20 protein-coding genes and 1 pseudogene are annotated in these 24998 nt (G+C 57.6%); 12 read left to right on the top strand and 9 right to left on the bottom strand.

The genetic code is table 11. From position 1 onward, the window contains the following. Positions 1–35: 35 nt before the first annotated feature. Both NE850_RS11805 and NE850_RS11810 read right to left on the bottom strand, forming a co-directional pair. Positions 36–1355, bottom strand: a complete 1320-nt coding sequence (locus NE850_RS11805; protein ID WP_007175814.1) for an ATP-binding protein — start codon at positions 1353–1355, stop codon at positions 36–38. After that, the gene (locus NE850_RS11810) at positions 1339–2064 is read right to left on the bottom strand and encodes a response regulator (protein WP_012432166.1); all 726 of its coding nucleotides are present in this window, start codon (positions 2062–2064) and stop codon (positions 1339–1341) included. Before NE850_RS11810 ends, NE850_RS11805 begins: the two co-directional genes overlap by 17 nt. A 221-nt stretch (positions 2065–2285) precedes the next feature. Between NE850_RS11810 and NE850_RS11815 the strand changes: the two genes are divergently transcribed. Continuing rightward, positions 2286–2813, top strand: a complete 528-nt coding sequence (locus NE850_RS11815) for a periplasmic heavy metal sensor (protein WP_165185332.1) — start codon at positions 2286–2288, stop codon at positions 2811–2813. A 166-nt stretch (positions 2814–2979) separates the two neighbouring features. Here NE850_RS11815 and NE850_RS11820 read toward each other — a convergent pair whose 3' ends face one another. Further along, a complete protein-coding gene (locus NE850_RS11820; RefSeq protein ID WP_165185331.1) occupies positions 2980–3690 on the bottom strand; it encodes a pirin family protein in 711 nt (236 codons plus the stop codon). 693 nt (positions 3691–4383) lie between these two features. Here NE850_RS11820 and NE850_RS11825 point away from each other — a divergent pair. From NE850_RS11825 to NE850_RS11840, 4 genes are all read left to right on the top strand, one after another. Next, complete coding sequence (locus NE850_RS11825) at positions 4384–5073, top strand: ABC transporter permease (protein WP_007175818.1); 690 nt, start codon at positions 4384–4386, stop codon at positions 5071–5073. Next, complete coding sequence (locus NE850_RS11830; RefSeq protein WP_007175819.1) at positions 5070–5783, top strand: ABC transporter permease; 714 nt, start codon at positions 5070–5072, stop codon at positions 5781–5783. Before NE850_RS11825 ends, NE850_RS11830 begins: the two co-directional genes overlap by 4 nt. Before the next feature lie 46 nt (positions 5784–5829). Then, entirely contained in the window at positions 5830–6609 is a 780-nt protein-coding gene (locus NE850_RS11835) for an ABC transporter ATP-binding protein (RefSeq protein WP_007175820.1), read from the top strand. A gap of 590 nt (positions 6610–7199) precedes the next feature. After that, positions 7200–8351: a porin gene (locus NE850_RS11840; protein WP_007175821.1), complete on the top strand. Its 1152-nt coding sequence runs from the start codon at positions 7200–7202 to the stop codon at positions 8349–8351. Positions 8352–8607: 256 nt separating this feature from the next. Here NE850_RS11840 and NE850_RS11845 read toward each other — a convergent pair whose 3' ends face one another. Continuing rightward, positions 8608–8946 (bottom strand): P-II family nitrogen regulator, encoded by a 339-nt coding sequence (locus NE850_RS11845; RefSeq protein ID WP_007175822.1) that lies wholly within the window; start codon positions 8944–8946, stop codon positions 8608–8610. Between the two features lie 136 nt (positions 8947–9082). Next, a complete protein-coding gene (locus NE850_RS11850; protein WP_007175823.1) occupies positions 9083–10783 on the bottom strand; it encodes an NAD+ synthase in 1701 nt (566 codons plus the stop codon). Positions 10784–10916: 133 nt separating this feature from the next. Between NE850_RS11850 and NE850_RS11855 the strand changes: the two are divergent. The 7 genes and pseudogenes from NE850_RS11855 to NE850_RS11885 form a co-directional block, all read left to right on the top strand. Further along, positions 10917–11183: pseudogene (locus tag NE850_RS11855) on the top strand (peptidogalycan biosysnthesis protein); the annotation flags it as partial. A gap of 311 nt (positions 11184–11494) precedes the next feature. Continuing rightward, positions 11495–13456 carry a hypothetical protein gene (locus NE850_RS11860; protein WP_165185326.1) on the top strand — a complete coding sequence of 654 codons (1962 nt, stop codon included), beginning with the start codon at positions 11495–11497 and terminating at the stop codon, positions 13454–13456. A gap of 550 nt (positions 13457–14006) precedes the next feature. Next, positions 14007–15833, top strand: coding sequence for a hypothetical protein (locus NE850_RS11865; protein WP_165185323.1), 1827 nt, complete (start codon positions 14007–14009; stop codon positions 15831–15833). Further along, positions 15826–16452, top strand: coding sequence for a hypothetical protein (locus NE850_RS11870; RefSeq protein ID WP_165185320.1), 627 nt, complete (start codon positions 15826–15828; stop codon positions 16450–16452). The genes NE850_RS11865 and NE850_RS11870 overlap by 8 nt, the downstream gene beginning before the upstream one ends. Further along, complete coding sequence (locus NE850_RS11875; RefSeq protein WP_165185317.1) at positions 16449–16844, top strand: hypothetical protein; 396 nt, start codon at positions 16449–16451, stop codon at positions 16842–16844. The genes NE850_RS11870 and NE850_RS11875 overlap by 4 nt, the downstream gene beginning before the upstream one ends. A gap of 6 nt (positions 16845–16850) precedes the next feature. After that, the gene (locus NE850_RS11880; protein ID WP_165185314.1) at positions 16851–18950 is read left to right on the top strand and encodes a helix-hairpin-helix domain-containing protein; all 2100 of its coding nucleotides are present in this window, start codon (positions 16851–16853) and stop codon (positions 18948–18950) included. A gap of 4 nt (positions 18951–18954) precedes the next feature. Continuing rightward, the gene (locus tag NE850_RS11885; RefSeq protein ID WP_165185311.1) at positions 18955–20241 is read left to right on the top strand and encodes a hypothetical protein; all 1287 of its coding nucleotides are present in this window, start codon (positions 18955–18957) and stop codon (positions 20239–20241) included. Positions 20242–20303: 62 nt separating this feature from the next. On the opposite strand, the gene NE850_RS11890 is transcribed toward NE850_RS11885, so the two are convergent. The 4 genes from NE850_RS11890 to NE850_RS11905 all read right to left on the bottom strand — a co-directional run bounded on the left by NE850_RS11890 (position 20304) and on the right by NE850_RS11905 (position 24984). Then, positions 20304–21440, bottom strand: a complete 1137-nt coding sequence (locus NE850_RS11890) for a GNAT family N-acetyltransferase (RefSeq protein WP_165185309.1) — start codon at positions 21438–21440, stop codon at positions 20304–20306. Positions 21441–21614: 174 nt separating this feature from the next. Next, positions 21615–22157: a hypothetical protein gene (locus tag NE850_RS11895; RefSeq protein ID WP_165185306.1), complete on the bottom strand. Its 543-nt coding sequence runs from the start codon at positions 22155–22157 to the stop codon at positions 21615–21617. 243 nt (positions 22158–22400) lie between these two features. Next, the gene (locus NE850_RS11900) at positions 22401–23270 is read right to left on the bottom strand and encodes a hypothetical protein (protein WP_165185303.1); all 870 of its coding nucleotides are present in this window, start codon (positions 23268–23270) and stop codon (positions 22401–22403) included. Further along, positions 23263–24984 carry an AAA family ATPase gene (locus tag NE850_RS11905; protein WP_310698789.1) on the bottom strand — a complete coding sequence of 574 codons (1722 nt, stop codon included), beginning with the start codon at positions 24982–24984 and terminating at the stop codon, positions 23263–23265. Before NE850_RS11905 ends, NE850_RS11900 begins: the two co-directional genes overlap by 8 nt. Positions 24985–24998 lie beyond the last annotated feature (14 nt).

Raw genomic sequence — 24998 nt, forward strand, 5'->3', positions numbered from 1 at the left:
CGGTGCAGACTGCTGGAGCCGGCGCCGCGCTCCGATCATGACCACGCGCTTTCCGAGGTGGCCGCGACGCGCGGCAACACGTCGAACGGAAAGCTCATCAAGACGCGCAAGCCCCGCCCGCCGTGGTTGCCGATCTCCCACTCCCCACCCGCACGCCGCACCAGCCGCTCGACAATGGCGAGCCCGAGGCCGCTATGGCCGTTGCCGCCGCGCGCCGGATCGAGCCGCACGAACGGCCGGCTGGCGTTGATCAGGTCCTGAGCCGCAATGCCGCCGCCGCTGTCGCTCACCGACAAGGTGAAGCCTTGCGGGGTCCGCGCCGTGGCGACGACGATTGGCGGCGCGCCGTACGCATGCGCATTGTCGAGCAGGTTCGACAGAATCCGGTCGAGCGTGGCGGCGGGCAACAGGAACGCCGGCCCCGCGTCGAGTTCGGTCTGCACGGTAGGTGTGCCGGAAGCCACCGCGCGATAACTGCGCACCACCCGCTCGCACTGCGCGTCCACTTCGACCGCCTCGCTGCGATCGGCGCCGTCGTGCGCGAATACCAGAAACTGGTCGACGATATGCGTCATGGAATCGACGTCGCGCACCACGCCGTCGCGCATCTTCACTTCCTCCATCATCTCGGCGCGCAGCCGCAGACGCGCGAGCGGCGTTTTCAGATCGTGTGCGACACCCGCCAGCATCACGGCGCGGTCGTTCTCCGTGCGCGCCACTTCCTGGACCATCTGGTTGAAACCGTGTGTCAACTGACGCAACTCGCGCGGGCCGCGCTCCGGCACCGGCGGCACCGGCAGACCGCGCCCGAAGCGCGCCACCGCCTGGGCAAGCGAGCGCAATGGCTGCTGCAGCGCCCACGCGGCAAAGAGCGCCGCCATGACCGCGAACGAGAAAATGATGGCAAGCCACAACACCGTGCGGTCGAGCGAGCGCGGCGTGCGCAACGGCTGCACCGGCACGACGATCCAGCTGCGATCCGACGTGGCGCGCACCCAGAGCGTGGGCGGACGGCCCGGCAGGCCGACGCGCACCTGTGTGCCGGACGGCATGCGGTCGCGCACGTCTTCGACGAAACGCTCCATTGGCGGCGGCATGTCAGCGGTTTCCGGCGGCACTTCCGGGCTCGCCGGATCGACCAGCTTCACGCGTGACGGCAACGGCTGATCCGGCGTTCGGGCCACATGCTGGCGCACCGCGTCGACGAGGAAGGTGGCTTCTTCGACCGCGTAGCGCGTTTGCAGTTGACTGCGCTCGAGGCGCATGAGCGCGTACCACGCGAAATGCGACAGCAGCAATACCGCGACGACTAGCAGCGCCAGCCGCCCGAACAGCGAATCAATGGGCCGGCGCATGCTGTTCGCCGTCGGGCACGAACACGTAGCCGCGGCCGCGCACCGTTTGAATGAAGCGCGGCGTGGACGGGTCGGTTTCGAGAATGCGGCGCAAACGCCAGACCTGTACGTCGATGCCGCGGTCGGTGCCGTCGTACTCCGGACCGTGCAGCAGTTCGAGCAGGCGCTCGCGCGTGAGCGTGCGCATGGGGTGATTGACGAAGATCTTCAGCAATGCGAATTCGCTGCCCGACAACGTGAGCGGCTTGTCTTCCAGATGCAGCGTGCGCGACTGGAAGTCCAGCGTGAAGCGGCCGAAGTTGAACGGCTCGCGCTGCTCCGGCGCTGCCGCCGACGGCAGCGTGCGGCGTCGGCGCAGCACGGCCTGCACGCGCGCCAGCAGCTCGCGCGGATTGAACGGCTTGCCGAGGTAGTCGTCCGCGCCGAGTTCCAGCCCGACAATGCGGTCGACGTCGTCCGCCCGCGCCGTGAGCATGATCACGGGAATGTCGTCGCCCGACGCGCGCAGCTTGCGCAGCGCCGTGAGCCCGTCGACACCCGGCATCATCAGATCGAGCACGATCAGATCCGGGCGCTCGCGTTCGAGGCGGCGCTCGAGCGAGCCCGCGTCGTGCAGCACCGAAACCTCGATACCCTGGCGGGCCAGATAGTCGCGCAGCAGATCGCGCAATTCGACGTCGTCGTCGACAACAAGTATTTGAGTAGCCATGAGATGAAGTTTAACGCGCAGCGAGAAGGGTTTTCGATTTCAAACGGCCCCCAAGGGTTACCGGGTGTTACGGTGAAAGCCACACGTAATGTCCCGTAACAGCCGCGTCCAGCCACGTAACACAGCGAACGGCGCAGTTCTCTACGCTGTGTCTTACCGAATGCAGGCCGCCCACTTCGAACCGGTTGCTTCGTCGGCTATTCCATTACAGGGAGTCTCATATGTCCACCAAAAAGATGTCGCGCGTTCTCGCCGTTGCCGCCACTGCTCTCGCCATCGGCGCGGGCGCTGCCTATGCCGCACAACCCGCCGAGCACGGCGGCCCCGGCGGCTGGCACGGCCACTTCATGAAGCAACTGACGCAACTGCACGACCAGCTGAAGCTGAACGCGGATCAGGAAAAGCAGTGGCAAGCCGCGCTGGATACCATGAAGCAGAACCATGAGGCCATGCGCGCCAACCATGAGCAGATCAAGAACCAGTTCAAGGCCGAGCAGCAACAGCCGATCCTGGATCTGAACGCAATGGCCGCCGCGCACCAGCAGGTCGAGCAGAAAGACGCGCAACTGCGTCAGCAGACTTCGGACGCCTGGCTCAAGTTCTACAACGGCCTGAACGACCAGCAGAAGACCACCGTCAGCACGGCGCTCAAGCAGCGCTTTGCGAAGATGGAGTCGCGTCACGAGAAGATGCATGAGCGCTGGGAGCATCGCAAGGGCGCAGCGTCGGCGCCGGCTGCCAATCAGTAAGCGGCGCGGACAGGCAGCAGGCAGCTTGCGCGGCCGCCTGCCTTGCCGGATGCAAAAACGCCACGGAGGTTTCCTTCCGTGGCGTTTTTTTTGTTACACGGCGTGCTCGTTGCGCGTTCAACCTTTCCTTCGGAAACAACGAAACACGTCGCTGGCGAATTCCGGCCTAGCCGTTGAGCTGGCCCAGATCGAACAGCAGCACTTCAGCGTTCTCACCGTTCTCCAGCTTTACCGTCTCCGTGTCGCTGAGTTTGGCGGCGTCGCCCGCATGGAGCGCCTCGCCGTTTACCGTCACGGCGCCGCGCGCCACATGCACATACGCGAGCCGTCCTTTGGGCAGCGCGAACGTGGCCGTTTCCGCGCCGTCGATCAGCGCCGCGTAAATCGACGCATCCGCATGGATCGTCACCGAGCCGTCGCGGCCATCGGGCGAAGCGATCACCCGCAAACGGCCGCGCTTGTCGGCGGCGTCGAAGCGTTTTTCCTCATAGCCCGGCTGGTCGCCCGCGCGTTGCGGAATCACCCAGATCTGCAACAGATGCGTGGGTTCATCCTGCGACGCGTTGAACTCGCTGTGCTGCACGCCCGTGCCGGCGCTCATGCGCTGCACGTCGCCGGGACGGATGGTCGAGCCGTTGCCCATGCTGTCACGGTGAGCCAGCGCCCCTTCGAGCACATAGGTGACGATTTCCATGTCGCGATGGCCGTGCGTGCCGAAGCCCTGGCCGCCGGCAATCCGGTCTTCGTTGATGACCCGCAGCGGGCCGAAATGGACGTGCTGGGGATCGCGATAGGCGGCAAACGAGAAGCTGTGATACGAGTCGAGCCAGCCGTGGTTGGCGCGGCCGCGTTCCTGCGAGCGGCGAATCTCGAACATGATGGTGGGGCTCCCGGTGAATAAATAGCGATGCAGGGAATGTATGGGCACGGGTTGCGCAAGACAATCGGCACAGGCGCACCGGATCGTTTCATCAATCACCGCAATCACACCGCAATCGCGGTCATGCGCCGGCAGGAACGCGACGGCGTCGCGCTCGCACAACGTCCTCGCATGGCAGTTTGCCGCTGGAATCCTGCCGGACTGGCGCCTCGTCCACGTTCGGGTAAAATACCGCCCTTTTCGAGATTGCCTGGGCGCCGAAGGCGCGCCGGCGGGCTCGTCACGGGGAAGCGCGATGGATTGGTGGCGCGTTTCAGAGAGGCGCCAGGCTGCGTCGATGCATCGAATGGACGCGCCTTGCGCCGAAGCGGAAACCCCGAGCGGCGTGACAATTTTGACCGCCTAGAATAGCGACGGCCGGCCACCGGGCGCGGCGCCCACGAAACCGGGGGCTCGCCCGCATGGGCTTTCGCGAGGCTTCGTAATACAGTCGGCAGTAGATTCACAAGCAGTTTCACGACAAGAGTCGAAAAGCGCGCTGCAGGACCGGCAACGGCCATGCAGTCATGATTTGCACAGCGGTGCGCTGTGCGCCGCAGGTCACAGCGAGCCACAAGCTCGCGGCAAACGCGGCGCAGAGTTGGCCGCGTCTTTCGCGGTGTGTCGCAAGCACATCGTCAAGGACCCCCTATGTTCCTTCAAGGCTACGGCCCGCTGCTCCTCAACGGCACCTGGCAAACCGTCAAACTGGCGGTGTTGTCGCTGGCGTTCGCTTTCGTGCTGGGCCTGCTCGGCGCGGCGGCGAAACTGTCGAAAAACCGCATCTCGAACGGCGTAGGCACCGTCTACACCACGCTCGTGCGCGGCGTGCCCGATCTGGTGCTGATGCTGCTGCTGTTCTATAGCATCCAGATCTGGCTGAACAACCTGACCGATCTGCTCGGCTGGGACCAGATCGACATCGATCCGTTCGTGGCCGGCGTCGCGGTGCTCGGCTTCATTTACGGCGCGTACTTCACCGAGACCTTCCGCGGCGCGTTTCTCGCGGTGCCGCGCGGCCAGCTCGAAGCCGGCGCGGCTTACGGCATGACCGGCTGGCAGGTGTTCTCGCGCGTGATGTTCCCGCAGATGATGCGCTTCGCGCTGCCCGGCATCGGCAATAACTGGCAGGTGATGGTCAAGGCCACGGCGCTGGTGTCGATCATCGGCCTCGCGGACGTCGTCAAGGCCTCGCAGGATGCGGGCAAGGGGACGCTGCGGTTCTTCTTCTTCACCCTGTTCGCAGGGGCGATCTATCTCGTCATCACCACAGTGTCCAACTTCGTGCTGATGTACCTCGACAAGCGTTACTCGACCGGCGTGCGAAAGGCGGATCTATGATCGAGATCATTCAGGAATACTGGCGCAATTATCTTTATACCGACGGCTACCGCTTCACCGGCCTCGCGATCACGCTGTGGCTGCTGGTGGTGTCGATCGGGCTCGGCTTCTGCCTGTCGATTCCGCTCGCGGTAGCGCGCGTGTCCAAGAAGAAGTGGCTCGCCGGCCTGGTGTGGCTGTATACGTATATCTTCCGCGGCACACCGCTGTATGTGCAGTTGCTGCTCTGCTACACCGGCTTGTACAGCCTCGAGATCATTCGCAATCACGAACTCACCAACGCGTTTTTCCGCGACGGCATGCATTGCACGCTGCTCGCCTTCACGCTGAACACCTGCGCGTACACCACGGAGATTTTCGCCGGCGCGATCAGGGCGACGCCGTATGGCGAAATCGAAGCGGCACGCGCTTATGGCATGTCGTCGTTCACGCTGTACCGGCGCGTGATTCTGCCGTCGGCATTGCGCCGCGCATTGCCCTACTACAGCAATGAAGTGATCCTGATGCTGCATGCCACCACCGTTGCATTTACCGCGACCGTGCCGGACATCCTCAAGATTGCGCGCGACGTGAACTCCGCGACGTATCAGTCGTTCAATGCATTCGGCATCGCTGCCGTGCTCTATCTGTGCATCTCTTTCGCGCTCGTGTGGCTGTTTCGCTGCGCCGAGCGCCGCTGGCTCGCTTACCTGCGGCCGCAAGGCAAGTAACCCGGGGCACCGCGCCCTCAGCAAGTAAGCACGCCCAAGGATCCTGATGAACACCAAGAAGCAGAAGCTCTTCGTCGACGAGCTTCACAAACAGTACGGCGACAACGAAGTTCTCAAAGGCGTCTCGCTCAAAGCCAACGCCGGCGACGTGATCAGCGTGATCGGCTCGTCCGGTTCGGGCAAGAGCACGATGCTTCGCTGCATCAACTTTCTCGAACAGCCGAACTCAGGGCGCATCTTCGTCGACGGTGAAGAAGTGCGCACGCAGATCGGCAAGAACGGCGCGCTGCGCGTGTCGGACCCGAAGCAGTTGCAGCGCGTGCGCACCCGGCTGTCGATGGTGTTCCAGCACTTCAACCTGTGGGCGCATATGAACGTGCTCGAGAACATCATCGAGGCACCTGTGAACGTGCTGGGTCTGAAGCGCAAGGAAGCCGAAGAGCGCGCGCGTGAATATCTGGAAAAGGTCGGCCTCGCGCCGCGCCTCGAAAAGCAGTATCCGTCGCATCTGTCGGGCGGCCAGCAGCAGCGCGTGGCGATTGCCCGTGCGCTCGCCATGAACCCGGACGTGATGCTGTTCGACGAGCCGACTTCCGCGCTCGACCCCGAACTGGTCGGCGAAGTGCTGAAGGTCATGCAGAAGCTCGCCGAAGAAGGCCGCACGATGATAGTCGTCACGCATGAAATGGCATTCGCGCGCAACGTATCGAATCACGTGATGTTTCTGCATCAAGGCCGGGTGGAAGAAGAAGGCCATCCCGACGAAGTATTCAGGAACACGAAGAGCGAACGACTCAAGCAATTCCTCTCCGGAAGCCTCAAATAGAGACCCCCTGACAACCCGCTATTTGGGCTGTAGTCAAAGTAGTATTACAAGGCGCTTACGAGCGCCTTTTTTGTTTCGGTCAACTGCACATTCCGGCGATTTCGGCCGCGAAAACTGTGTCCCGCCACCCTCCAGCCCCCACCTTTCCGCCTTACTCTGCCGCATCTTAAGCGTCAATAGTGGCAATCCTTAACGTTACTCGCGCCGAACCGTGATTCCCTTGTCGTATAAGGGTTTGCGCGTTTTTTGCACGCGTTGCCGCGGGCGGTCGCGCACATTCTTATTGCAATTTGGAGACATCAAACGAGGCAGGTACTAATTTCTTCTCCCACTGAAGGGTATTTTTGATAAATTAGTAACCAAAGTAGCAAAACAAAGTTGATTAAAAGTAGTTTCACTTCAAAGCACAGAGGAGAACCGGTCGGCGAGGGATCGGCATGGCGACCAGATAGCCTCAAGGCTACACGTCACGGCAGGAGACCCAATCCACCCGCTAATCTCCCTGGTACCGATTTCTGTTCGGCGCAGCTTGCGGCCGAGCACCATTCGCAGTACTGGGTTTCACTTTTTGACAGGGTATGGAGGAGAAGATGAAGAAAGCTTTGCTCGCCGCTGCGCTGATGACAGCCGGTGTTGTTGCGCACGCCCAAAGCAGCGTGACGCTGTACGGCCGCCTTGACGCCGGTATCGAATACATGACGGGCGTTCCGCAAGGCGTGGGTGCGAATGGTCAGGCAACTGGCAGCACGAACCGCTGGCGCGCGGAAAGCGGCGACTGGGGTACCAGCCTGTGGGGCTTGAAGGGCGTTGAGGACATCGGTGGCGGCAACAAGGTCCTGTTCCAGTTGGAAGGCTCCTTCAACACCATGACGGGTGCAGGCCCTGGCGGCGGCGGTCTCTTCAATCGTTGGGCAACTGTCGGCCTGTCGAACGACCAGTACGGTACGTTCACGATGGGCCGCATGCTCTTCATCTCGAACGGCGATTGGGACTTCGACCCGTTCGGTCAATCCAACTGGTCGTCGGCATCGCTGGTGCGTGGCCGCAACTGGCCGCAATCGAGCAACAACTTCGCGTACCAGTCGCCGAAGATCGCAGGCTTTGACTTCTACGGCCAATACGCGCTGTCGAATGCAACGAGCTGGAACGGCAACGGCACCACTCCGCAAGGTCGTGAAGCCGGCGCGCAGATCACCTATACGAATTCGCTGTTCCAGGTTCGCGGCATGTACGACGAAATCCGCAATCCGACGAACGGTACGCTGTACGGCCCGAACGCAAGCGCGGTCAATCCGGGCAACATCGGCAGCGGCGTATTCGCGGCATCGCGTGAATACTCGGCGTTCGTGAACGTGTTCCTCGGCCAGTTCAAGATTCAGGGCGCTTACCAGGCTATCCGTTCGGCAGGTGCAACGGGCGTTCTGCCGGGCCAGCCGACCACGCTCGATCACGAATGGGGCGGTGTGACGTGGCAAGCAACGCCGGCTGCAGCGCTGATCGCAGCGGTCTACCACGTGAATGGCAACAATGGCGCAGGCAACGCGACGATCTACACGGTCGGCGGTTCGTACAACCTGTCCAAGCGCACGCTGCTGGACATCCAGGTCGCGACGACGCAAAACAGCAAGACGGCTAACTACGGCCTGAACGCGAACAATGCAGGTACGGCAACCAGCACGGACAACCCGCTGCCGGGTCATAGCCAGACTGGCGTGTACGCAGGCATTCAACACTCGTTCTAATCGAACGGTGGCCCTTGGGGAGAGTTCCTTAGGGGCCTGGTCACAAGTTCTTCAAAGAGAATCTTTTTCACGCTGCTGCGAGAGGCGCGTATCGGTGCGATGTCCGAAAGGGTATCGCACCGTTTTTTATTTGAGCGCACGGTTTTGCCACTGCCCGAGCGCACCGCGGCGGTGCAGTTACGGACCGCGTTGTGCGTCTGAGCAGTCGGTAAATTCTGGCACCCGCCCCTGCTTCAGGATGACGAAGCCAGGTACTTCAGACCGCTGCTTCGTTTTCTTCGCCGGTACGAATGCGGATCACGCGCTCCACGTCCGCGACGAAAATCTTGCCGTCGCCGATCTTGCCGGTGCGTGCCGCGCCGATGATCGCGTCGATCACCTGGTCGCACTGGATATCCGCCACCACCACTTCGATCTTCACTTTCGGCAGAAAGTCGACCACGTACTCTGCACCACGATAGAGCTCGGTATGCCCCTTCTGCCGACCGAAGCCCTTGACCTCGGTGACGGTCAACCCCGTGAGGCCGACTTCAGCGAGCGCCTCGCGCACTTCGTCGAGTTTGAACGGTTTGATGACTGCAGTGATGCGCTTCATGGCGGACCTCGTCTCGTGTCTGGAAGAGTGAAAGGGAAATGGATGATTTTTATTCTACGCCGCACCGGATGCGTTGCGGCAATCCGGCGCGTGGTTCAGTTGGGTCCGCAGCGATTCGCTGCGGATGCGCCGCAGTTCACTCCACCGGCTCGGTGTAGCGCGACGTGATCGGATAACGCCAGTCGCGCCCGAACGCGCGATGCGTGACGCGAATGCCGATCGGCGCCTGACGCCGTTTGTACTCGTTGATCTTGATGAGGCGCGTGACGCGTTTGACGTCTTCGACCGCGTAGCCCGCCGCGATGATTTCGGCGAGCGAGCGGTCCTCTTCCATGTACATGCGCATGATCGCGTCGAGCACTTCGTACGGCGGCAAGCTGTCCTGATCGGTCTGGTTCTCGCGCAGTTCCGCCGACGGCGCGCGCGTCAGGATCCGTTCGGGAATGACGTCCTGCTTGCCGAAGGTGGTCGCCTGGTTGCGGTAGTGACAGAGCCGGTAGACCAGCGTCTTCGCAATGTCCTTGATGACCGCGAAGCCGCCGGCCATGTCGCCGTACAACGTGCAGTAGCCCACGGCCATTTCGCTCTTGTTGCCGGTGGTCAGCACGATCGCGCCGAACTTGTTCGAGAGCGCCATCAGCAAGGTGCCGCGAATCCGTGCCTGAATGTTTTCTTCGGTGGCGTCTTCGGCGCGACCGGCGAATTCTTCCGCGAGCGAGCCCCGGAACGCGTCGAACATCGGCGCGATCGCGATTTCGTCGTAGCGCACGCCGACGCGGCGCGCCATCTCGGCGGCGTCGGTCGTGGAAATGTCCGCCGTGTAGCGCGACGGCATCATCACCGCGCGCACGCGGTCAGCGCCGAGCGCGTCGCACGCGACGGCCAGCACCAGCGCCGAATCCACGCCGCCCGAGAGGCCGATCAGCGCGCCGGGGAAACCATTCTTGTTGATGTAGTCGCGCACGCCCATGACGAGCGCCGCATAAACCTGAGCCTCGATCGAGAGATCCGGCGCGATCGCCGTGCGCAGCGGCTTGCCGTTTTCGAATTCGACGATCGCGGTCGCCTCTTCGAACTGCGCCATCTTGGCGACCAGCTCGCCCTGCGCGTCGAGCACGAACGAGCCGCCGTCGAACACCAGTTCGTCCTGCGCGCCGACCATGTTCACGTAGACCATCGGCAGGCCGGTCTCGCGAATCCGCGCGCGCAGAATGTCGAAGCGCACCACTTCCTTGTTCAGGTGATACGGCGAGCCGTTCGGAATCAGCACGACTTGCGCGCCCGCCGCCTTCGCCATTTGCGCCGCCGACGCATGCCATGCGTCCTCGCAGATCACCACGCCGTACTTCACGCCGTCGAGTTCGAACACGAACGGCTGCGGGTCGGACGCGAAGTAGCGCTTCTCGTCGAACACCTCGGTGTTGGGCAGATCCTGCTTGCGATAGGTGCCGCGCACTTCTCCGTCGACGATCAGCGAAGCCGCGTTGAACGTATCGACCGGCGGCACGCCGCGCTCGATCGGCGCGTTTGCATTACCATGGCCGTGCGCCGCGGTGTGAGTCACATCGCGCAACGGATGGCCGACAATGACATGCAACCCGGTGAACGGCTTGAGTTGCGCAGCGAGGTCGGCCAGCGCCGCCGCGCTCGCGGCATAGAACGCGGGACGCAGCAGCAGATCTTCGGGCGGATAGCCGGAGAGCGCGAGTTCAGGCGCGATCAGCAGCTTCGCACCATCGTTGTGCGCGGCGCGGGCGGCGGCGACAATCTTTTCGACGTTGCCGGCGAAGTCGCCGACGGTGACATTGATTTGGGCAAGAGCGATTCGGGTCTTCATGGCAGGATCGACAGGCAAGCCGACGTGGCTTGCGAGTACCGCGGCTGGTTAGCTCGACGGAATGGACAAATCGGATAAACGATCGGCATGGCGCTCAACGCGCTGCGCCGCTCATTGGGAACAGTCACACAGATTGAACCAGGAACGCTTTGATTATCGCACGGGCATTCTGGCGTCGCCCTCCGAGGTGGACGCCGCCGAATGGAACGCCCTTCTCGCGCAGCAGCCGCAACCCACGCCGTTTCTGCGGCACGAGTTTCTGAGCGCCCTGCATGCGACCCGCTGCGCGGTCGCCGATACCGGCTGGGCGCCGCAATTCGTCACACTGACGGACCCGCGCACGGACAAACTCGTGGCCGCCGCGCCCGTGTATCTGAAGGGCCACTCGTACGGCGAGTACGAATAGATATGTACTATAGTAAGGCGTGACCAACCGAGCGAGCGACTGCAAATCGTTGATTTATATGAAGTATATTTCAATACATGCCTTCGAACGCACTTGGACATGCACCGGTCTTTGCGAAACACGCAAGCCAGTGCGCTCAGTCGGCTTCCATCAGTTGATTGAACGTGGCTTTGTGCCGCCGTCCTCGGGGGATTCCAAACGGTCTGGTTCGGCAAGACTTCTCAACTTCTCCGCCGTTCGGGCGACCCAGTGCCGCTCCAAGGTGCCTTTCCGGGTAGGTCAATAACTAACCGCATAGGTCAGCAATGGACGTCGACGCCGACTCACCACTTCAGCACACCGTGACGCCCACCGGGGTCCTGATGCTGACCAGAGCGCGCGACACCGGACGCAGCATTGCCCGAGCCCCTGTCCTCATCGACTTCGACGAATTAGGCATAGCTCGCGGAGGATTACTCGAGACAGCACTGCTCGCAACAGAATGCCCCATCGGAAGGGCGACGTTGAACTGCTTGCGCCGCGTGCTAAATCTAGCGCCGCTTCCTTTAAAGCTTACTCAGCTACTCGGTACCAAAATACACGAACTAGGCTCCGCCGATATATTAGAGATTTTCGGCTTGATTGAAGATGTGCTGGCAAGGAGAAATACCAAATCACTGTACACCGACTCTGTTAATGCCCGCTCAATCCTTAAGAATTGCAACCTCCCCCTTAAAGACAATCGATATATTAGTAATTTCAAATTCTCCTCCCGCTTCCCAATACCACCTCGCGGAGTCATATCTCTATGGAGCGAATTTCACGTACCGGACAGTACAGATGCAGACCTCCGGACGCCTATTTCTCAACAAGACTTCAATAGCATTGAAGAGAGAAACAAAAATGCATACAAAAAAATTGAAAAAACGAAAGCCTTGCTTATTTCAAAATGCAAAGAAACTCTAGACGCACACGAATCACTCGTACGACTTCTTTTGGAAACAAAGTATCGGAACGCCCCTGCACTGGATAAACGTTCAAAGAAGTCCTTAGAGCGCGGAAATATTCCGTGCATGAAGAAAGAAGTTTATGAAAAAATGACCGAGGAAGATAGATTGTGGATAATATGTGACGCCATAGAGCGTTTTCAAATCTATAACAATCTAACCGCGCGAACTCTTCGACTGTCGGGGATAACAGCGCTCTACCCTCTCGTAGCAACTACCAAATCGTCTCATGAACTGCTGGCTGCAGCACTTTCAGATTACTATTTGCCACGACTAGCCGTTACCGCCTGCTCGATACTACTCACGCTAGAAAGCACCTGGAACGCTGACACACTCTACTCACTGACCCGCGCCGACATCCAAACAACAAAATCCGGCTTTCATCTGACTGGGTTGAAAGGCAGAGGAAATCAGCCTCAAGATTTCAAATTAGAACAAGACGATTCGCTTGAAGCCGAACTTGAAATCCTGGCCCGCGAATCTGAAGATGTTGAAATTACAGACAGCGAAGCAGTAAGGGCATTAAAACTGCTATTGGCAAATCAAGAGCGCATAAAAATATTTACTGAAATTGAAAAAGCGCACCTTTTTTCATCCTTGAGACTCGGCAAGCATTCTGAATCTATTTTTGTTTATGCGGTTCAGGATACAGCGATTCTCGAATTTTGCAAACACCATAATCTTCCTCGGCTATCCCTCAAAGACATTCGAACCATTGGAGCGCACGCTGCATATTTGCGGCCCAATGGTGGAATACATTTAGCAAATGCTCTCCTCCGACACAGAAGTCTAGCAACGACAAGCGATTATCTTCGGTCCAGCATCATCAATGCACTTTGCGACGCGAATATATTGAGATTCATGAAAAAGCTACAAGCGTCCATTCTTTTCTCTTGTGGCCGAGAAGACATCTTAATATCCAAAAATATTTCCAATGATTTTATTGACAAAGACCTCCTTTTTCCGATTAGCCCGTTTCAAAGCGAAGGCGAGCAATCACTCATCGATAAGTGGCTAGACGCCAGCGGCGAAATGAAGCTGGAAATTGGAGTAATCGAGATTCATCATTGCGCAGCGCAATACGCCTTCTATCGCGACAACTTTGGCGAACTTTCGACGGCCTCGCCTGAGCGCTTTATCAAACGTCATCTCCCGCGAATCGTTACCTGCGTAGCCCTTCGGAATGTTATCCGGGGAAGCACTCACTCCGCATTGTTGATGCAACTTGAGGAGAAGTATCGTGAACCATGGCCCTTCGTCGCAAACCCGCTCAACGGATAGCGGCAAACCCGATTCTGATGGGTTCGCCTGCGACGTCAGTCACCGAGACCCTATGGTCGACGTTGACCTAAACGCGGCCTTACAGCCGTCCGAGGTGGGCCAAGGCAGGTCCAATTGGTCGAGCATACGAAAACATAGCAGATACCTTTCGGATTGGGAGGAAGACGTTCTGCGCATCAACGTAGCCCATCATAGTGCACGGGACCCTAAGATAATTCGAGTCGACCTTCGCGCAATCTGGCTCGATTGCGGTGGTGTGGGCATATACGAGGGCCCCGTCCCCTTAACGCACTTTCGAAATCTTAAAGACGTTGTCAAGTACGCCGTCAATCAATGCGTCTCGAAGCATCACAAAGGCGAGGTCGCCAGCGCCGTCGGCCCCCTTGTGCGGACGCTAACTCGCATTTTCATTTGGATGTTGCGCAACGGTTTCTACAACCTACACGACGTTACGCCGCCAGCAGTCGACCGCCTGATAATTAGATTATCGGTTCAATCCTGGGAGCGAGTGCTCCATCACGGTCGTAGTTTGGTTCTTCTCTTGCAACGAATGAAGGACACCCCCGGTCTTGCCGCAGAGTTCACGGGCGCAGGCCATCTTGCCGAGTACACCCTAAATTTAGACAAGGTTGAACAAACGATAGGAATTCCTCGACCGTGGGTCGGGTATCCGCTTTGGTTTCGACGCCGGGTAAGACTCCTCTCCGGCGACAGACGACGTCCTCCGAAAAAGGTTGGTCGGCGCAAGGCGCCAGAGCGCTACTCTGAGCTTGCAAAGACCATGTACGCGCTCAACTACTTGGCGGCACATACGGACGGCGCGGATTGTCTTAATTTCCTACCGTGCCCTGGGGTAACTGCTCAAGCTGAACGTCTCGCTCCCTACGCGCCACAACGTTCTGCCGACATCGAAACCATTGACTATCTCAAGCTGCTGAACGAGAGCATCAAATGGTTATACGACCGGCGAGAAGCCTTCGTGGAGCTTCTCTCAGCTGCTCGCGAAGTGCTCGTGAAGTCGATGAAGGATTCGCCTTCTGTCGGCCCAGAGGCAATCAACCAAAGAGTCGCAGCGCACGTGGCTGCCTGCTACGCCCATCTGAATGTCGACGGTCTCTTTCCTTATCAAAGCATCGGACTAGCGCAGGGTGTTGAGTCTCTTTCCGGTTTGGTTACGACCGCGCAGAGTGCAATGTTTGTGCTTATCGCATCAAACCATGGTCGTCGGTCGAACGAGGTCATCGGTCACGGAGTTCCGTACGGTCTATCACTAAGTTCTCTCCGGAGTATCGGCAACGGTTTTGAGGAGTGGTCAATAGAGTTCTACGTCGAAAAGACCATTCAAGATTACGATGACTTCCCCTGCAATGACCTCGTCGCTGATGCGGTTTCATTCCTTATCGACATCTACCATGAACTGCGCGGGTTGGATGCGCCCCCAGTAATGGTCCCGTCCGATAGAGAGGAGGGGCGGCGCCACAAGCTTTTCACCAGTCGCCCTCTCACAGTACTTGGCTTGCGAGGGCAGCGTTTTGAATTTGGCTTGCGACAGAGCCTAAAGGAGTTCTTCCGGCTGGCGAACGTCGACTATTCGAAGTTCGCTCATCGACTGCTCCCGTATCGGCGTATGTTCTCTTGTCTGTTTATGCATCGATACGACTGTGCAGAATTACTAGCGCTCTCACGCCAGCATCGCCACTACTCTCCAGACCAGACCCTACCGTACTACACCGATGCTCCCAACGGAAAGACCACACCGAAGGTTCGAGTAGCCCTTGCGAGAAGAAAAGCCGAAGCCGCCAGTGTGCAACAGTCGATAGTCGAGGGACGTACCGCCTACCTCGCGGAAAAAGTGAAGGAGATGTTCGACGGGTCAACAGCTGGCGGATTTTTCCCACGATTGGTATTGCGCCTTGCCAAGCGCCTATCGGCTTCGGCCTCCTTTCGACTTGCGGACGTCAGGGACAAATCCAAAGTTGTTACTGACATCCTTCAGCACCGAGGCTACGAAGCCGACCCCTTACCACACTGCATTTGCATGGCCCGAAATCCAACTCACACGAAAAAAATGGGGAATTGCTTCAGGGAGGGCGAACTTCATAAGGAAGACGCTTCCCCCGAAAAATGTCACAGGTGCATCCACAACCTAAACAACGAAAATAATCTCGCCGTATTGGGTGCAGACGTGGAGGCATCGCTCGCTAAATCTGAGGACTTTCAACTACCTCCGGCAATTCGAGCGAGGCATGCGTCCCATGCAAAGAGGCTCGCAGACCTGATTTCACTGGAGCGCACTCTGAGCGAGGAAACGCGAGCTCAGTTTAGACTTCTAGAGGTCACATGGGTCCAAACATTCCAAGGAGATTCCCGTGAGTGACACTGGTCTGCCCTCGAACTCACCAGCGAGAATCCTCGCGACGAAGCACATCGAAGACAAGCTTAAGATATTGCAATTGTGGTCGTGTGATGGAATCCCATGGAAAACTGACGACTTAACAGGTCAAACTTGCCTAGATGAAAACGACGAAAAAGTGTTGGACTACTTTCCAACATACATCAAGGCATTCGCACTATGGGATGGAAGCCAAAATTGTCGTTCCGTTCGGGAACAACTTGGCTCCCTGCACCGCTGCAGCCGCACAACCCTCTCCCAAACGTATCACTCCACGCTAAACGACGAAATCGAACAGACGCTATCCAAACTGAAATCCAACTCCGTCAGTCAGATTGAGAATTCGAATAAGTCTCTGACAATTGAACGACAAAGTCAGGAAATTTCTCGGTTAGAAAAATTAATTTGCAGACAGGAATGCGATGTGGTCGAACTAACAATGCAACGACACGATGCTGTTAAAAAATTGCGAGATGAAAAGGACGCGCACAAACGAAACAGGGTTCAGTGGAAAGAAGAGAAAGCAGAGCTCGAAGCCAAGATTTCTGAGCTCACGAAAACGCTAAGGAAGCTGACTCCCTTGAAATCGAGAACTAGAAAATGATGAAGCGACTAAAGAATCGTAGCTCAACACAAGAGCGCGGACGAAACAATGCGGAACGGCTGCGCATCTGGGTCAAGCAAATGACGCCCGACCAAATTCCGCTCAATCAATTCGGAAAAGTCGCGCGCTCTCGCGTGTGTGAACAAGTAGGGATTCCTCCGTCCACGATTCGAACGAACTCTGCACTAAAAAAAATCTTTAAACAGCTCGATGCTAGCGTTCTCCTTTACGCCACCACAGCCACCACGAACTTAAAAAAAATACCTGATTCAGCTAACGAGACGGAGCGATTGCGTCTCGAAAACTCGGACCTTGCCCTCAAATTGAGCGACTCCGAACGACGGGTCTATGTACTGCAATACCTTGAGAACTTTGGCATCGTTGTAAGCTGAGGCGCAATGACCGAGCTAAAAAATTGTAGGGGAAATATCGTTCGACTGCTCTCCCATGGAGCCTTCGGAGGCGCAATTTCTGCGCTCGAATTGTCCCAATTTATTGGAACAAAACGCACAGGCGTCGTAGTGGTCGTTGCCGACGCCCCGCTTTTCCTGGAGCGACCGATAATTGGCGAATCGTGGAACATTAAAGGCCACTGGTTTGAAAGCCCTGTATACGGTCGACAATTCAAAGCAATCGAGGCTACGCGGTGCAAGCCGAGTGGCCTGGGTTTGGTTCATTTTCTCGGGAAAACCGGACTGTTCGGCGCGCTGACCGTACGAGATGCGCGTAATCTACGGAGGGGACACGGTACGTCATTGGTTGAAGCACTCGACCTTGGAGACGTTGAAATGTTGCGAGTCCACGGAATCCGGAGAGAAAAGTGCAAAGCGCTGGTTGAAGGCTGGTCACGCTACTGGTCGCTGGCGCAAATCAATGATTTGCTAGCACCTTACTGGATTCATCCGAGGGTTGCGACAAAACTCCACAACCTCTTCGGTGTCTCGGCGTATGGGCTGATTCTTGATAATCCGTACCGGCTAGCCCCTTTTCTAAAATGGAACGACCTCGAGCGGTTAGCTTCTACATTGAGTACGAAAACTCCTCCGGAAGTTCGTCTTATTGCTGCTTGCAACCATCTTCTCCTTGACATGCAGCGTCGCGGCAGAGTTTCAGTTCCATATTCGTATGTCATCGACCGCCTCTCAGTCCGTCTCGGTAGTAAATCTGCAGCCACTGCGGCGATAAAGAAAGCGGTCGCGGCTAAGGTCGCTTATGTTGCAATTGAAAGAGGTACACGACACCTTCACTCCGCAGGGGTCGAAATTATTCAGCGCGCGCTGTGCGCATCGCTCGTCACAACGCGAGCTTTGGTTGCCGTACCCGAAAAACAGGCTCAATCTGTTGAAATCATCAGCGCACCCTCTCTTACTATCGATTCTGCAATTTTGATTCTTGCTCAGAGCCATCGTTGTGTAGTCCATATTCTTGGAGTCGCGGACAGTGAGACCACGAGCCTCATCGCGCGGTTGGCACATGTTGCCGCTGCAGCAAGCGACGTGCTTCGGGATGCGGAGCCACATTTATCGTGTGAGGGCGCTGACGTCATTGTTCACGATGCCGACCAATTGAGCTTTGTTACACTGAACAAGCTGCTGCACCGGTTGCGCAACGCTTCCCGAATCAGAATGCTCGGGCGAGCACACGGCTATCCTGCTCAAACCGACGGACTCTCTGTCTTCGCAGACCTTGGAGTCAGTAACGTTCTATCGCTCGAGTCGCTGGCATCTTTTGCTAAGCCGGACATTATTGTGGGCAAGCCAGACTTCAAGCACATCGGCGTCCAAGCTTCGACCTTCGTCCCTCGCGTGCGGCCGACGTCTATCTACTGGCTCGAAACACCGCCAGCTCGCGAAGCGTCCGCGACCGCCGCCGCCTTCCGTGAGTGCGCGCACTTTGGCTCAGCGGTCCTGTTCACGACACACGCTGCTGAAGCTATAAGATGGAATATGCAGTTTCACAACGAGACAGCCGAATTGCGCGCAATGCAAGGCGAGCGTACGCACGTCGTCAAGATACAGAATCTGCAATCCGCCTCTGACGGCGACCCAATAGTGATGTTGAGGTCTGACCTTGAGCGTGGATTAATTGCCGGCACGCGAGGTGTGCTTTCGACGAGCGACAACGCCTCATACTTTCATCCATCACATGGTGACATCGCGTATGAGACGATTGATGTAGGAAATGTTGGGACGGTGACGGTCACTCCCGAACATCTGTCGAATTGTGCCCTTTCATACGCCGTACCGTTGCGGGCCCCCTTCCTTGGCTGCGTCGACTATGCCGTCATCGCCCTCGCCAGTGACCACGACCGAACACAGGCGCAACTGTTAATGTCGCGGGCCATCTCTCACGCCCGGAGAGGGGTGCTAGTCGTCAGTGAACAACGTCCAGAGTTCGAGTTCGATAAGGAGTTCCGAGAGCCGCCGCCAGGCGCCTCGATTGCCGGATTCCGTAGTATGCTGATTGCAGCGAGCGTGGCGCGCAGCACCTCGGAGTGAGCATATGAATATCAGTAGCGGCCTCCTTCTGATTTGGTCAAACGTCAAAGGGTTGCGGTACCCGAGTCTGCGCGACCAGGAAGGCAGACTCCTCGAACCCTTTACTTCTTATTTGCATAGCATCGTCCAAACGAGCGCAGAGCGATTTGACCCCAAACGTGCATGGTCGGAGACGCAGGCCGCGACATATGCAGTGACAGCTTTTTGCGACTTTTTGCAGAAGCGGCGCCGGAGGCTGACAAATGTCGACCAGAAGCTCCTATTGATGTTTCGAAATGACGCCTTTAACAAGACTCTAGTACATCCGAGCGGACATGGCCGGGAGCATCCTGCTGCGAGGACCACCAACATTAAACTTCGCCATGTATATGACATGCTCGCCTGGTGTCAGGAAAACCGACGAATTCCAAAGCGGACAATCGGACCAAGAAATTGTCGGGTTACCTCAGCTCTGCCGTGCGACGTGGACCAACAAAATTCGAGCAAACTGAATTACCCGCTCTGTTACCGTGGGATTGGTGAAAATGCACGCATAGACGAGAGTCAATATTGGGCGACCGACGAAGACATTCGACAAGTCGAGGAGATTTTTCGCGAAAAGCATGGACTCTTCGCCGCCGAACGCAACGTTCTCTTTCTTCGGTTAGGGGAGTACGAAGGCTGGCGCGTCGGCAGCAGCAATTCGCTGAGAACAGAGCAATTTTCGGATAAGGCTTTTGATGCACAGAAAAACTCCGACGCGTTCGAAGTCTGTCCTCCAGACCAAAAAATTGGATATCAGTTTTCGTTTTCCATGCCGTGGCCGCTAGCGCACTTTATCAAAAACTACATTTCGACCAGCCGCACGAAACATATGCAGGCTCTCGGCATTAGTGAAGAGCAGGCGCAGTACCGAATATTCCTCAGTGCGAACGAAGGCAAGCCTTTAAGACCACGGTCGGTATCTGGAATTTTTTCGGCGGCGCTGAGGGAATTGGGCCGTCCAAAACGTGCTGCTTATCATTCATTCAGGCGCTACAAGGCTCAAAAAATTGCAGAGGAAATCATCGAGCGTCGTACTCGGGAGGGCAGGTCTCTGGCTCTAGACGATGTAGTTGACGAAATTGCGCGAGTACTCGGCCATGCTACCCGCGAAGCGCAGCGCGCATACGTACGTGCGACCAAGAAGGCAAGCCTCCGGACGGTCGAAGAGCGTCAGCATGACGACATCGTGGAGCTTCAACTTTTGATAGCAGAAGAACGGGCGAAAAATTCTGCACTCATCCAGCGAATCAACGAATTGTCCGTCTAGAGCGGAGCAACGATAAACACTTCGTCCGAGCTCACGATATGTCCGTCTTCTTTGAGACTACGTCAATCAGTACGTCGCTTGAACGGCGTATGTGCTTCCAATTCCCCGATGTGCTCATCCATCGCTGCCGTTTCCTGGTCGAGGAACTCACTGATGGCATGAGCAAACCTCTTGTCTGCAATCCAGTGCGCTGACCACGTAGGCGTGGGAAGCAGTCCACGCGACATCTTGTGAACACCTTGCGCACCACCTTCGAAGCTCGCGAGGCCGTTGACGATGCAATACTCGATGCCCTGCATGTAACAGGTCTCGAAGTGCAGGCCGGAGACAAACTCCTTGGTCCCCCAATAGCGCCCGTACATCGTGTCGCCATCGACGACGTTCAACGCGCAGGCGAGTCTGTTGCCGTCAACCTCGGCGACTACCAGCATTAGCGCATCGGGCATGGTGGCATGGACCTGGTCGAAAAAGTCGCGGGTCAGGTATGGCGGGTTCCAGTGCTCCCTGTAGGTGTTCTCGTAGCAGGAGTAGAAGAAATCCAGCGCATCCGCATCCACGTCCGCACCGCGTAGCCAGCTGAACGTCACCCCGGCGTCCAAAACCCGGCGGCGGTCTTGCTTTACCTTCTTGCGCTTGTCGTGGCTCATCTTCGACAAAAAGTCGTCGAAGCTTTCGTAGTTGAAATTTTCCCAGTGAAACTGGACCCCCTCCCGGAGCATGTACCCAGCATCCGTCAACGCCTCAAGGTCCGCCTCATGGGGAAACAGCACGTGCAGCGATGACACGTCCATCTGCTGCGCAAGTTGAATAGCTCCCCTTGCCAGCAAGACCCGGTCTGCATGGGTCGGCGCCAGTAGCCGCGGTCCCGTTACGGGCGAGAACGGGACCGCTGACAGCAGCTTGGGGTAATAGCGAAGGCCGTGCCGTTTGAAGGCATCCGCCCACGCGTGGTCGAAGACGTACTCCCCGCGCGAATGTGATTTCAGGTAGAGCGGCATCGCGCCGGCCAGGTCAGCGCCCCTCTTCATCAGCAGAAAAAAGGGCTGCCAGCCGGTATGCGCAGACGCACAGCCGGTCTCGTGCATCGCGGAAAGGAATTCGTACTGTACGAATGGATTGCCATCGGAGAGCGCGTTCCACTCGCCCGCGTCGACTTCCGAAATTGAGTCCACGACGTGAATTTCGACCTTGCTGCTCACCTGGCTTCGCTCCTGAACGACATTCCCGCCTGCGGCGGCGACAACCAGCATTGTCGCCGATACGGAAAAAGTCTTCAGGGAACTGCGAAATCAATCAGAGGGGTCGGTAAAGCGCGCGAGTGCGAACCCCGACGGCTTGCTACGCCGGCGCAGTCTATCCCCTATGAAGCAAAACTACTTATCCTTGGTCAGTTGCGCGTCTAGGCTCGCCAGATGTGCTAGCAAGGCATCCGTTCGACCCATATCGGCGTAGACGCGTGTGAGCGGTGAAGCCTCAGAGGTCCCCTGTTGACGATTCAGCGCAACTGGCCCGAGATACGGATTTTGAATGTCTAAAGCCGGCTCGGCTTCGAACATCGCTCGCGAAAGCCATTGCTGCAATTCCTGCCGGTCACTCTTACGCCCGTCTTGCACCGCGCCACTCGTTTTATCCAGTGTGACCCGCAAGTATGAAGCGGCTACTTCACTTGACCGGTGCCCCAAGAACGCGCTCGCCTCACTCAACCGGATACCGGTCGCGGCTGCCAATACGCTTGCCGCCGCGTTGCGCTCGTTGGTCTGGCGCCCTGCAAAGCATTGGCCGAACCGCATTGCACGCGGTTCAAGATGTCTTGTCCCGACATCCCGTCCGCTCAAAGCATGCTTCCATATCGCTTCTTGAAAGGCGCCGATTTCTGTTTCTGGCCACTCTGATGCTTCTTGCGTTCCCAACCCCATTTTTGCCTCCACTCGAATTGCGGACTTTCGGCGCCCAATAAGACGCCTTCACGAAATCAGGGTAGTAGCTCCAAAGCGCAAAAGCAAACGATTGGCGGCCCCGTTCGACGACGAGCGCACCCGCTTTGCCCAGTGCCGAGCCTCATCCTCACACGCTCTCGTGCGCGAACTACGCCGTACCGGTCACGGCAGGGACGGCGCACCGGCACGGCCGCAAACATCCGCGTGAAGCTTCCAGAAATGTTAGGTGACCAGCGGCCCGTCGGCCGCCCTATCTGGAGCTGTCAGCCGCTCGTACAGCCAGTCGATGACATGAGGGTCGAGCAGACCCGTTACGAAAGCAGAATTCCAGTTGTTTTTCCCTCCGTGCTCCTGGTCGAGCAGTTCCACTTCTTCAAGTAGCGTAGTCTGCAGTTGTTCCGGATTGGCGGGCGTAATCGCCAATGCTCTAACGGCCAGACGCGGCCGCTGGCAAAGGCGAGTCCAGCCATCTGCGAAATGCCGGAGAATTGCTGTCCGTTCGACGATAAGTCGTTTGTGAAATGAAATGGCCTCGTATTGCGCGTGGCCAGGAAAGACGCACAGTTGCAAGCTCACTCTCGGGATTAACCCAAGGTCATCAAATCGTGCCGCAATCAACCGGTCAGACAGACAATCGTCGAAATATGGATGCAGAATTCGCTCGTCAGGAGCATTGCCAAGCAAAACCCGACCGCGCCGAGTATTGCATTTACATGCCGGAACGAGATTCAGCGAGAACACGGCGAAGGCCGCGTAGTCCTCCTTTGGCAACAGATGGTCTAATGTTCCGCTGTGTAACGAACCGCACATCGGGCAGACCCTGTGCTCAGACTCCAGACGAATGTCATTGATGTATCTGAGGACCGCTGGAGGTTTCTGATAGTGGGCCCTCAAGAGCGTCTCAACTTCCGCATCCAGCGGAACTCCCTGCACAGCAAACCCGTTTCCCGCCGCTGCTCGATACTGGGTATACCCCGCCGTGACCGCGGGTACGGAACCCTGCAACCGAGGGAAGCTGCCTACGCGCGGATTGTTAGCCAAGGCAGTGAATGCTGCAGCATCATCAATGTCCGGCGGAGTAAGCCTATTCATTCGTCTGCCTCCTCTCGAGCGCCAGACGCAGTGAGCTCAATATCTCCGGAGACAGTTCTCCCTTATATGCGCCGTACAATTGCTCCCAAGTCTCATAGCGGCTAAGCAGACGCTGCTCGACGTCGGCCGCGAGCTTCGAGGGCTCGTCCTCTCCAAATACAAAGTACGAAATCGACCCCACATCCGCGCCAAATGTCTGCAACCTCAACGGGTCAATAAAAACGAAACCGTCATCGGTCGTGCGGAGCACACTCACCTGCTCCCGAAAAACCTCACGTACGAAGTAGGCTGAGTGAGTTGCGATGATTGCAGCCGACCCAGTTTGGGCCAACATTGTGTTCAGCAGAGCTACGAACTGGCTTATGAAATTCGGATGTAGGTGTGTCTCCGGTTCGTCCAGCAACAGCAGCGAGCCGTTTTCTATGTACAGACTGGCCTGCGCCGCGAATCGCAAGAACGAGATTTCTCCACTGCTCAAGGCGAAAGTCTGACCATCTACCTCGCGGATGGGGTCCTTGTTCAAATCGATAGATGCGAACAGGTCCAGCAGGTTGTCCTCAGCTATAGGATGTTCGGCGTCGACACTGAGGTCGGGTGCACGGTCGCCTTCGTCCGTGACCCGAAGGAACGAAAGTGCGACCGGGTCGTCGCCCTTGTTAGTCCTCAAGAGAGCAATCTGCTGCCAATCCGAAATGGACTGAATCGCCGTCAGAAATATCTGCCACCTCTGGAAGTTACCGATGCGACCTTCGGAGCGTGCAACCTGTAGCACCATGTCGGCGACTCCCGCGCCTCGTCGCACGCGTCCTCCGCGATTCAAGGCAAACCGCTTGTACCAGACCTTCGGGTTCTTCCTGCGCTCCGATGGGAAAACGGAGGCCGATTCGTTCGTCGGCGCAAATGCAAGAACACGATTGATGAGGACACGCCCATGAGTGGTCGCCTCACGCAACGCGCTGTCGTCGCCTGCCAAGGCAGCATTCACCACTCGCCCAAGTGCTTGGCTCTTTCCAACTCCGTTTTTCCCTATGACCACTGAGATGCGCTTTGGCAGTTCCGCCCCGTGGTCAAAGCGGAACTTGAGTTCATGCCTGTTCTTCTTACCCGCTAGCTGGAATCTGACTTCGATGTCATCGGACATACGGCCGATTTGCTCCGAGTCGAGGCCTTTGAGGATTGGTCCAGCATTTTTGTATGCGAAGAACGCTTCCGCAGTTCGAATGAACGCCTTCTGGAAAACCTGTGTTGCCGAAGCAACTTTAGGTAGCTCAGAGCGGGCCTTTAGCTCAGTGAGAGCAACCAAGTCGTTCAGTGCGAGCAGCACCTTCGATGCGACGTCCGGCCCCATCACCCTCACGATTCGCCGATAATCGTCCATGGCTGGCAACATCGTAAAGAACTGCTGCGATTCTTCGGCAGGCACAAATTCATCGCTCGCAGCATTGACCGTGTCTTCCAACCAGCGGACGTCCGCTGGCTCCGAAAGACCTGAAGTCGCATAGCCGAAGAACCCGCTCATACTCATGGAGTCTACATCCCCGTCAAACTTGACGTGGATGTCTACCTGAATCTGGAAACGCGCTCCCTTGACCTTTTCAGCACTAGGGACGATAAGTACCGAGTACGGGCGCATCCGGTGGGGGGGCAACTCCGTCAATCCGAAAAACGTCTTGAAGTCTCGGCCCGACCCGCGGCCGTTTGTTGTAGCTGCCATAAGTGTCTTCGTAG

This window comes from Paraburkholderia sp. USG1, from assembly GCF_031570135.1.
Lineage (GTDB): Bacteria > Pseudomonadota > Gammaproteobacteria > Burkholderiales > Burkholderiaceae > Paraburkholderia > Paraburkholderia dioscoreae.

Bases quoted from the DNA above. Each gene is read 5' to 3' on its own strand.
- NE850_RS11840 (WP_007175821.1), top strand. From the start codon at position 7,200: ATGAAGAAAGCTTTGCTCGCCGCTGCGCTGATGACAGCCGGTGTTGTT.
- NE850_RS11900 (WP_165185303.1), bottom strand. From the start codon at position 23,270: ATGAATAGGCTTACTCCGCCGGACATTGATGATGCTGCAGCATTCACT.
- NE850_RS11810 (WP_012432166.1), bottom strand. From the start codon at position 2,064: ATGGCTACTCAAATACTTGTTGTCGACGACGACGTCGAATTGCGCGAT.
- NE850_RS11805 (WP_007175814.1), bottom strand. From the start codon at position 1,355: ATGCGCCGGCCCATTGATTCGCTGTTCGGGCGGCTGGCGCTGCTAGTC.
- NE850_RS11815 (WP_165185332.1), top strand. From the start codon at position 2,286: ATGTCCACCAAAAAGATGTCGCGCGTTCTCGCCGTTGCCGCCACTGCT.
- NE850_RS11885 (WP_165185311.1), top strand. From the start codon at position 18,955: ATGAATATCAGTAGCGGCCTCCTTCTGATTTGGTCAAACGTCAAAGGG.
- NE850_RS11830 (WP_007175819.1), top strand. From the start codon at position 5,070: ATGATCGAGATCATTCAGGAATACTGGCGCAATTATCTTTATACCGAC.
- NE850_RS11850 (WP_007175823.1), bottom strand. From the start codon at position 10,783: ATGAAGACCCGAATCGCTCTTGCCCAAATCAATGTCACCGTCGGCGAC.
- NE850_RS11820 (WP_165185331.1), bottom strand. From the start codon at position 3,690: ATGTTCGAGATTCGCCGCTCGCAGGAACGCGGCCGCGCCAACCACGGC.
- NE850_RS11845 (WP_007175822.1), bottom strand. From the start codon at position 8,946: ATGAAGCGCATCACTGCAGTCATCAAACCGTTCAAACTCGACGAAGTG.
- NE850_RS11905 (WP_310698789.1), bottom strand. From the start codon at position 24,984: ATGGCAGCTACAACAAACGGCCGCGGGTCGGGCCGAGACTTCAAGACG.
- NE850_RS11875 (WP_165185317.1), top strand. From the start codon at position 16,449: ATGATGAAGCGACTAAAGAATCGTAGCTCAACACAAGAGCGCGGACGA.
- NE850_RS11895 (WP_165185306.1), bottom strand. From the start codon at position 22,157: ATGGGGTTGGGAACGCAAGAAGCATCAGAGTGGCCAGAAACAGAAATC.
- NE850_RS11825 (WP_007175818.1), top strand. From the start codon at position 4,384: ATGTTCCTTCAAGGCTACGGCCCGCTGCTCCTCAACGGCACCTGGCAA.
- NE850_RS11880 (WP_165185314.1), top strand. From the start codon at position 16,851: ATGACCGAGCTAAAAAATTGTAGGGGAAATATCGTTCGACTGCTCTCC.
- NE850_RS11860 (WP_165185326.1), top strand. From the start codon at position 11,495: ATGGACGTCGACGCCGACTCACCACTTCAGCACACCGTGACGCCCACC.
- NE850_RS11865 (WP_165185323.1), top strand. From the start codon at position 14,007: ATGAAGGACACCCCCGGTCTTGCCGCAGAGTTCACGGGCGCAGGCCAT.
- NE850_RS11835 (WP_007175820.1), top strand. From the start codon at position 5,830: ATGAACACCAAGAAGCAGAAGCTCTTCGTCGACGAGCTTCACAAACAG.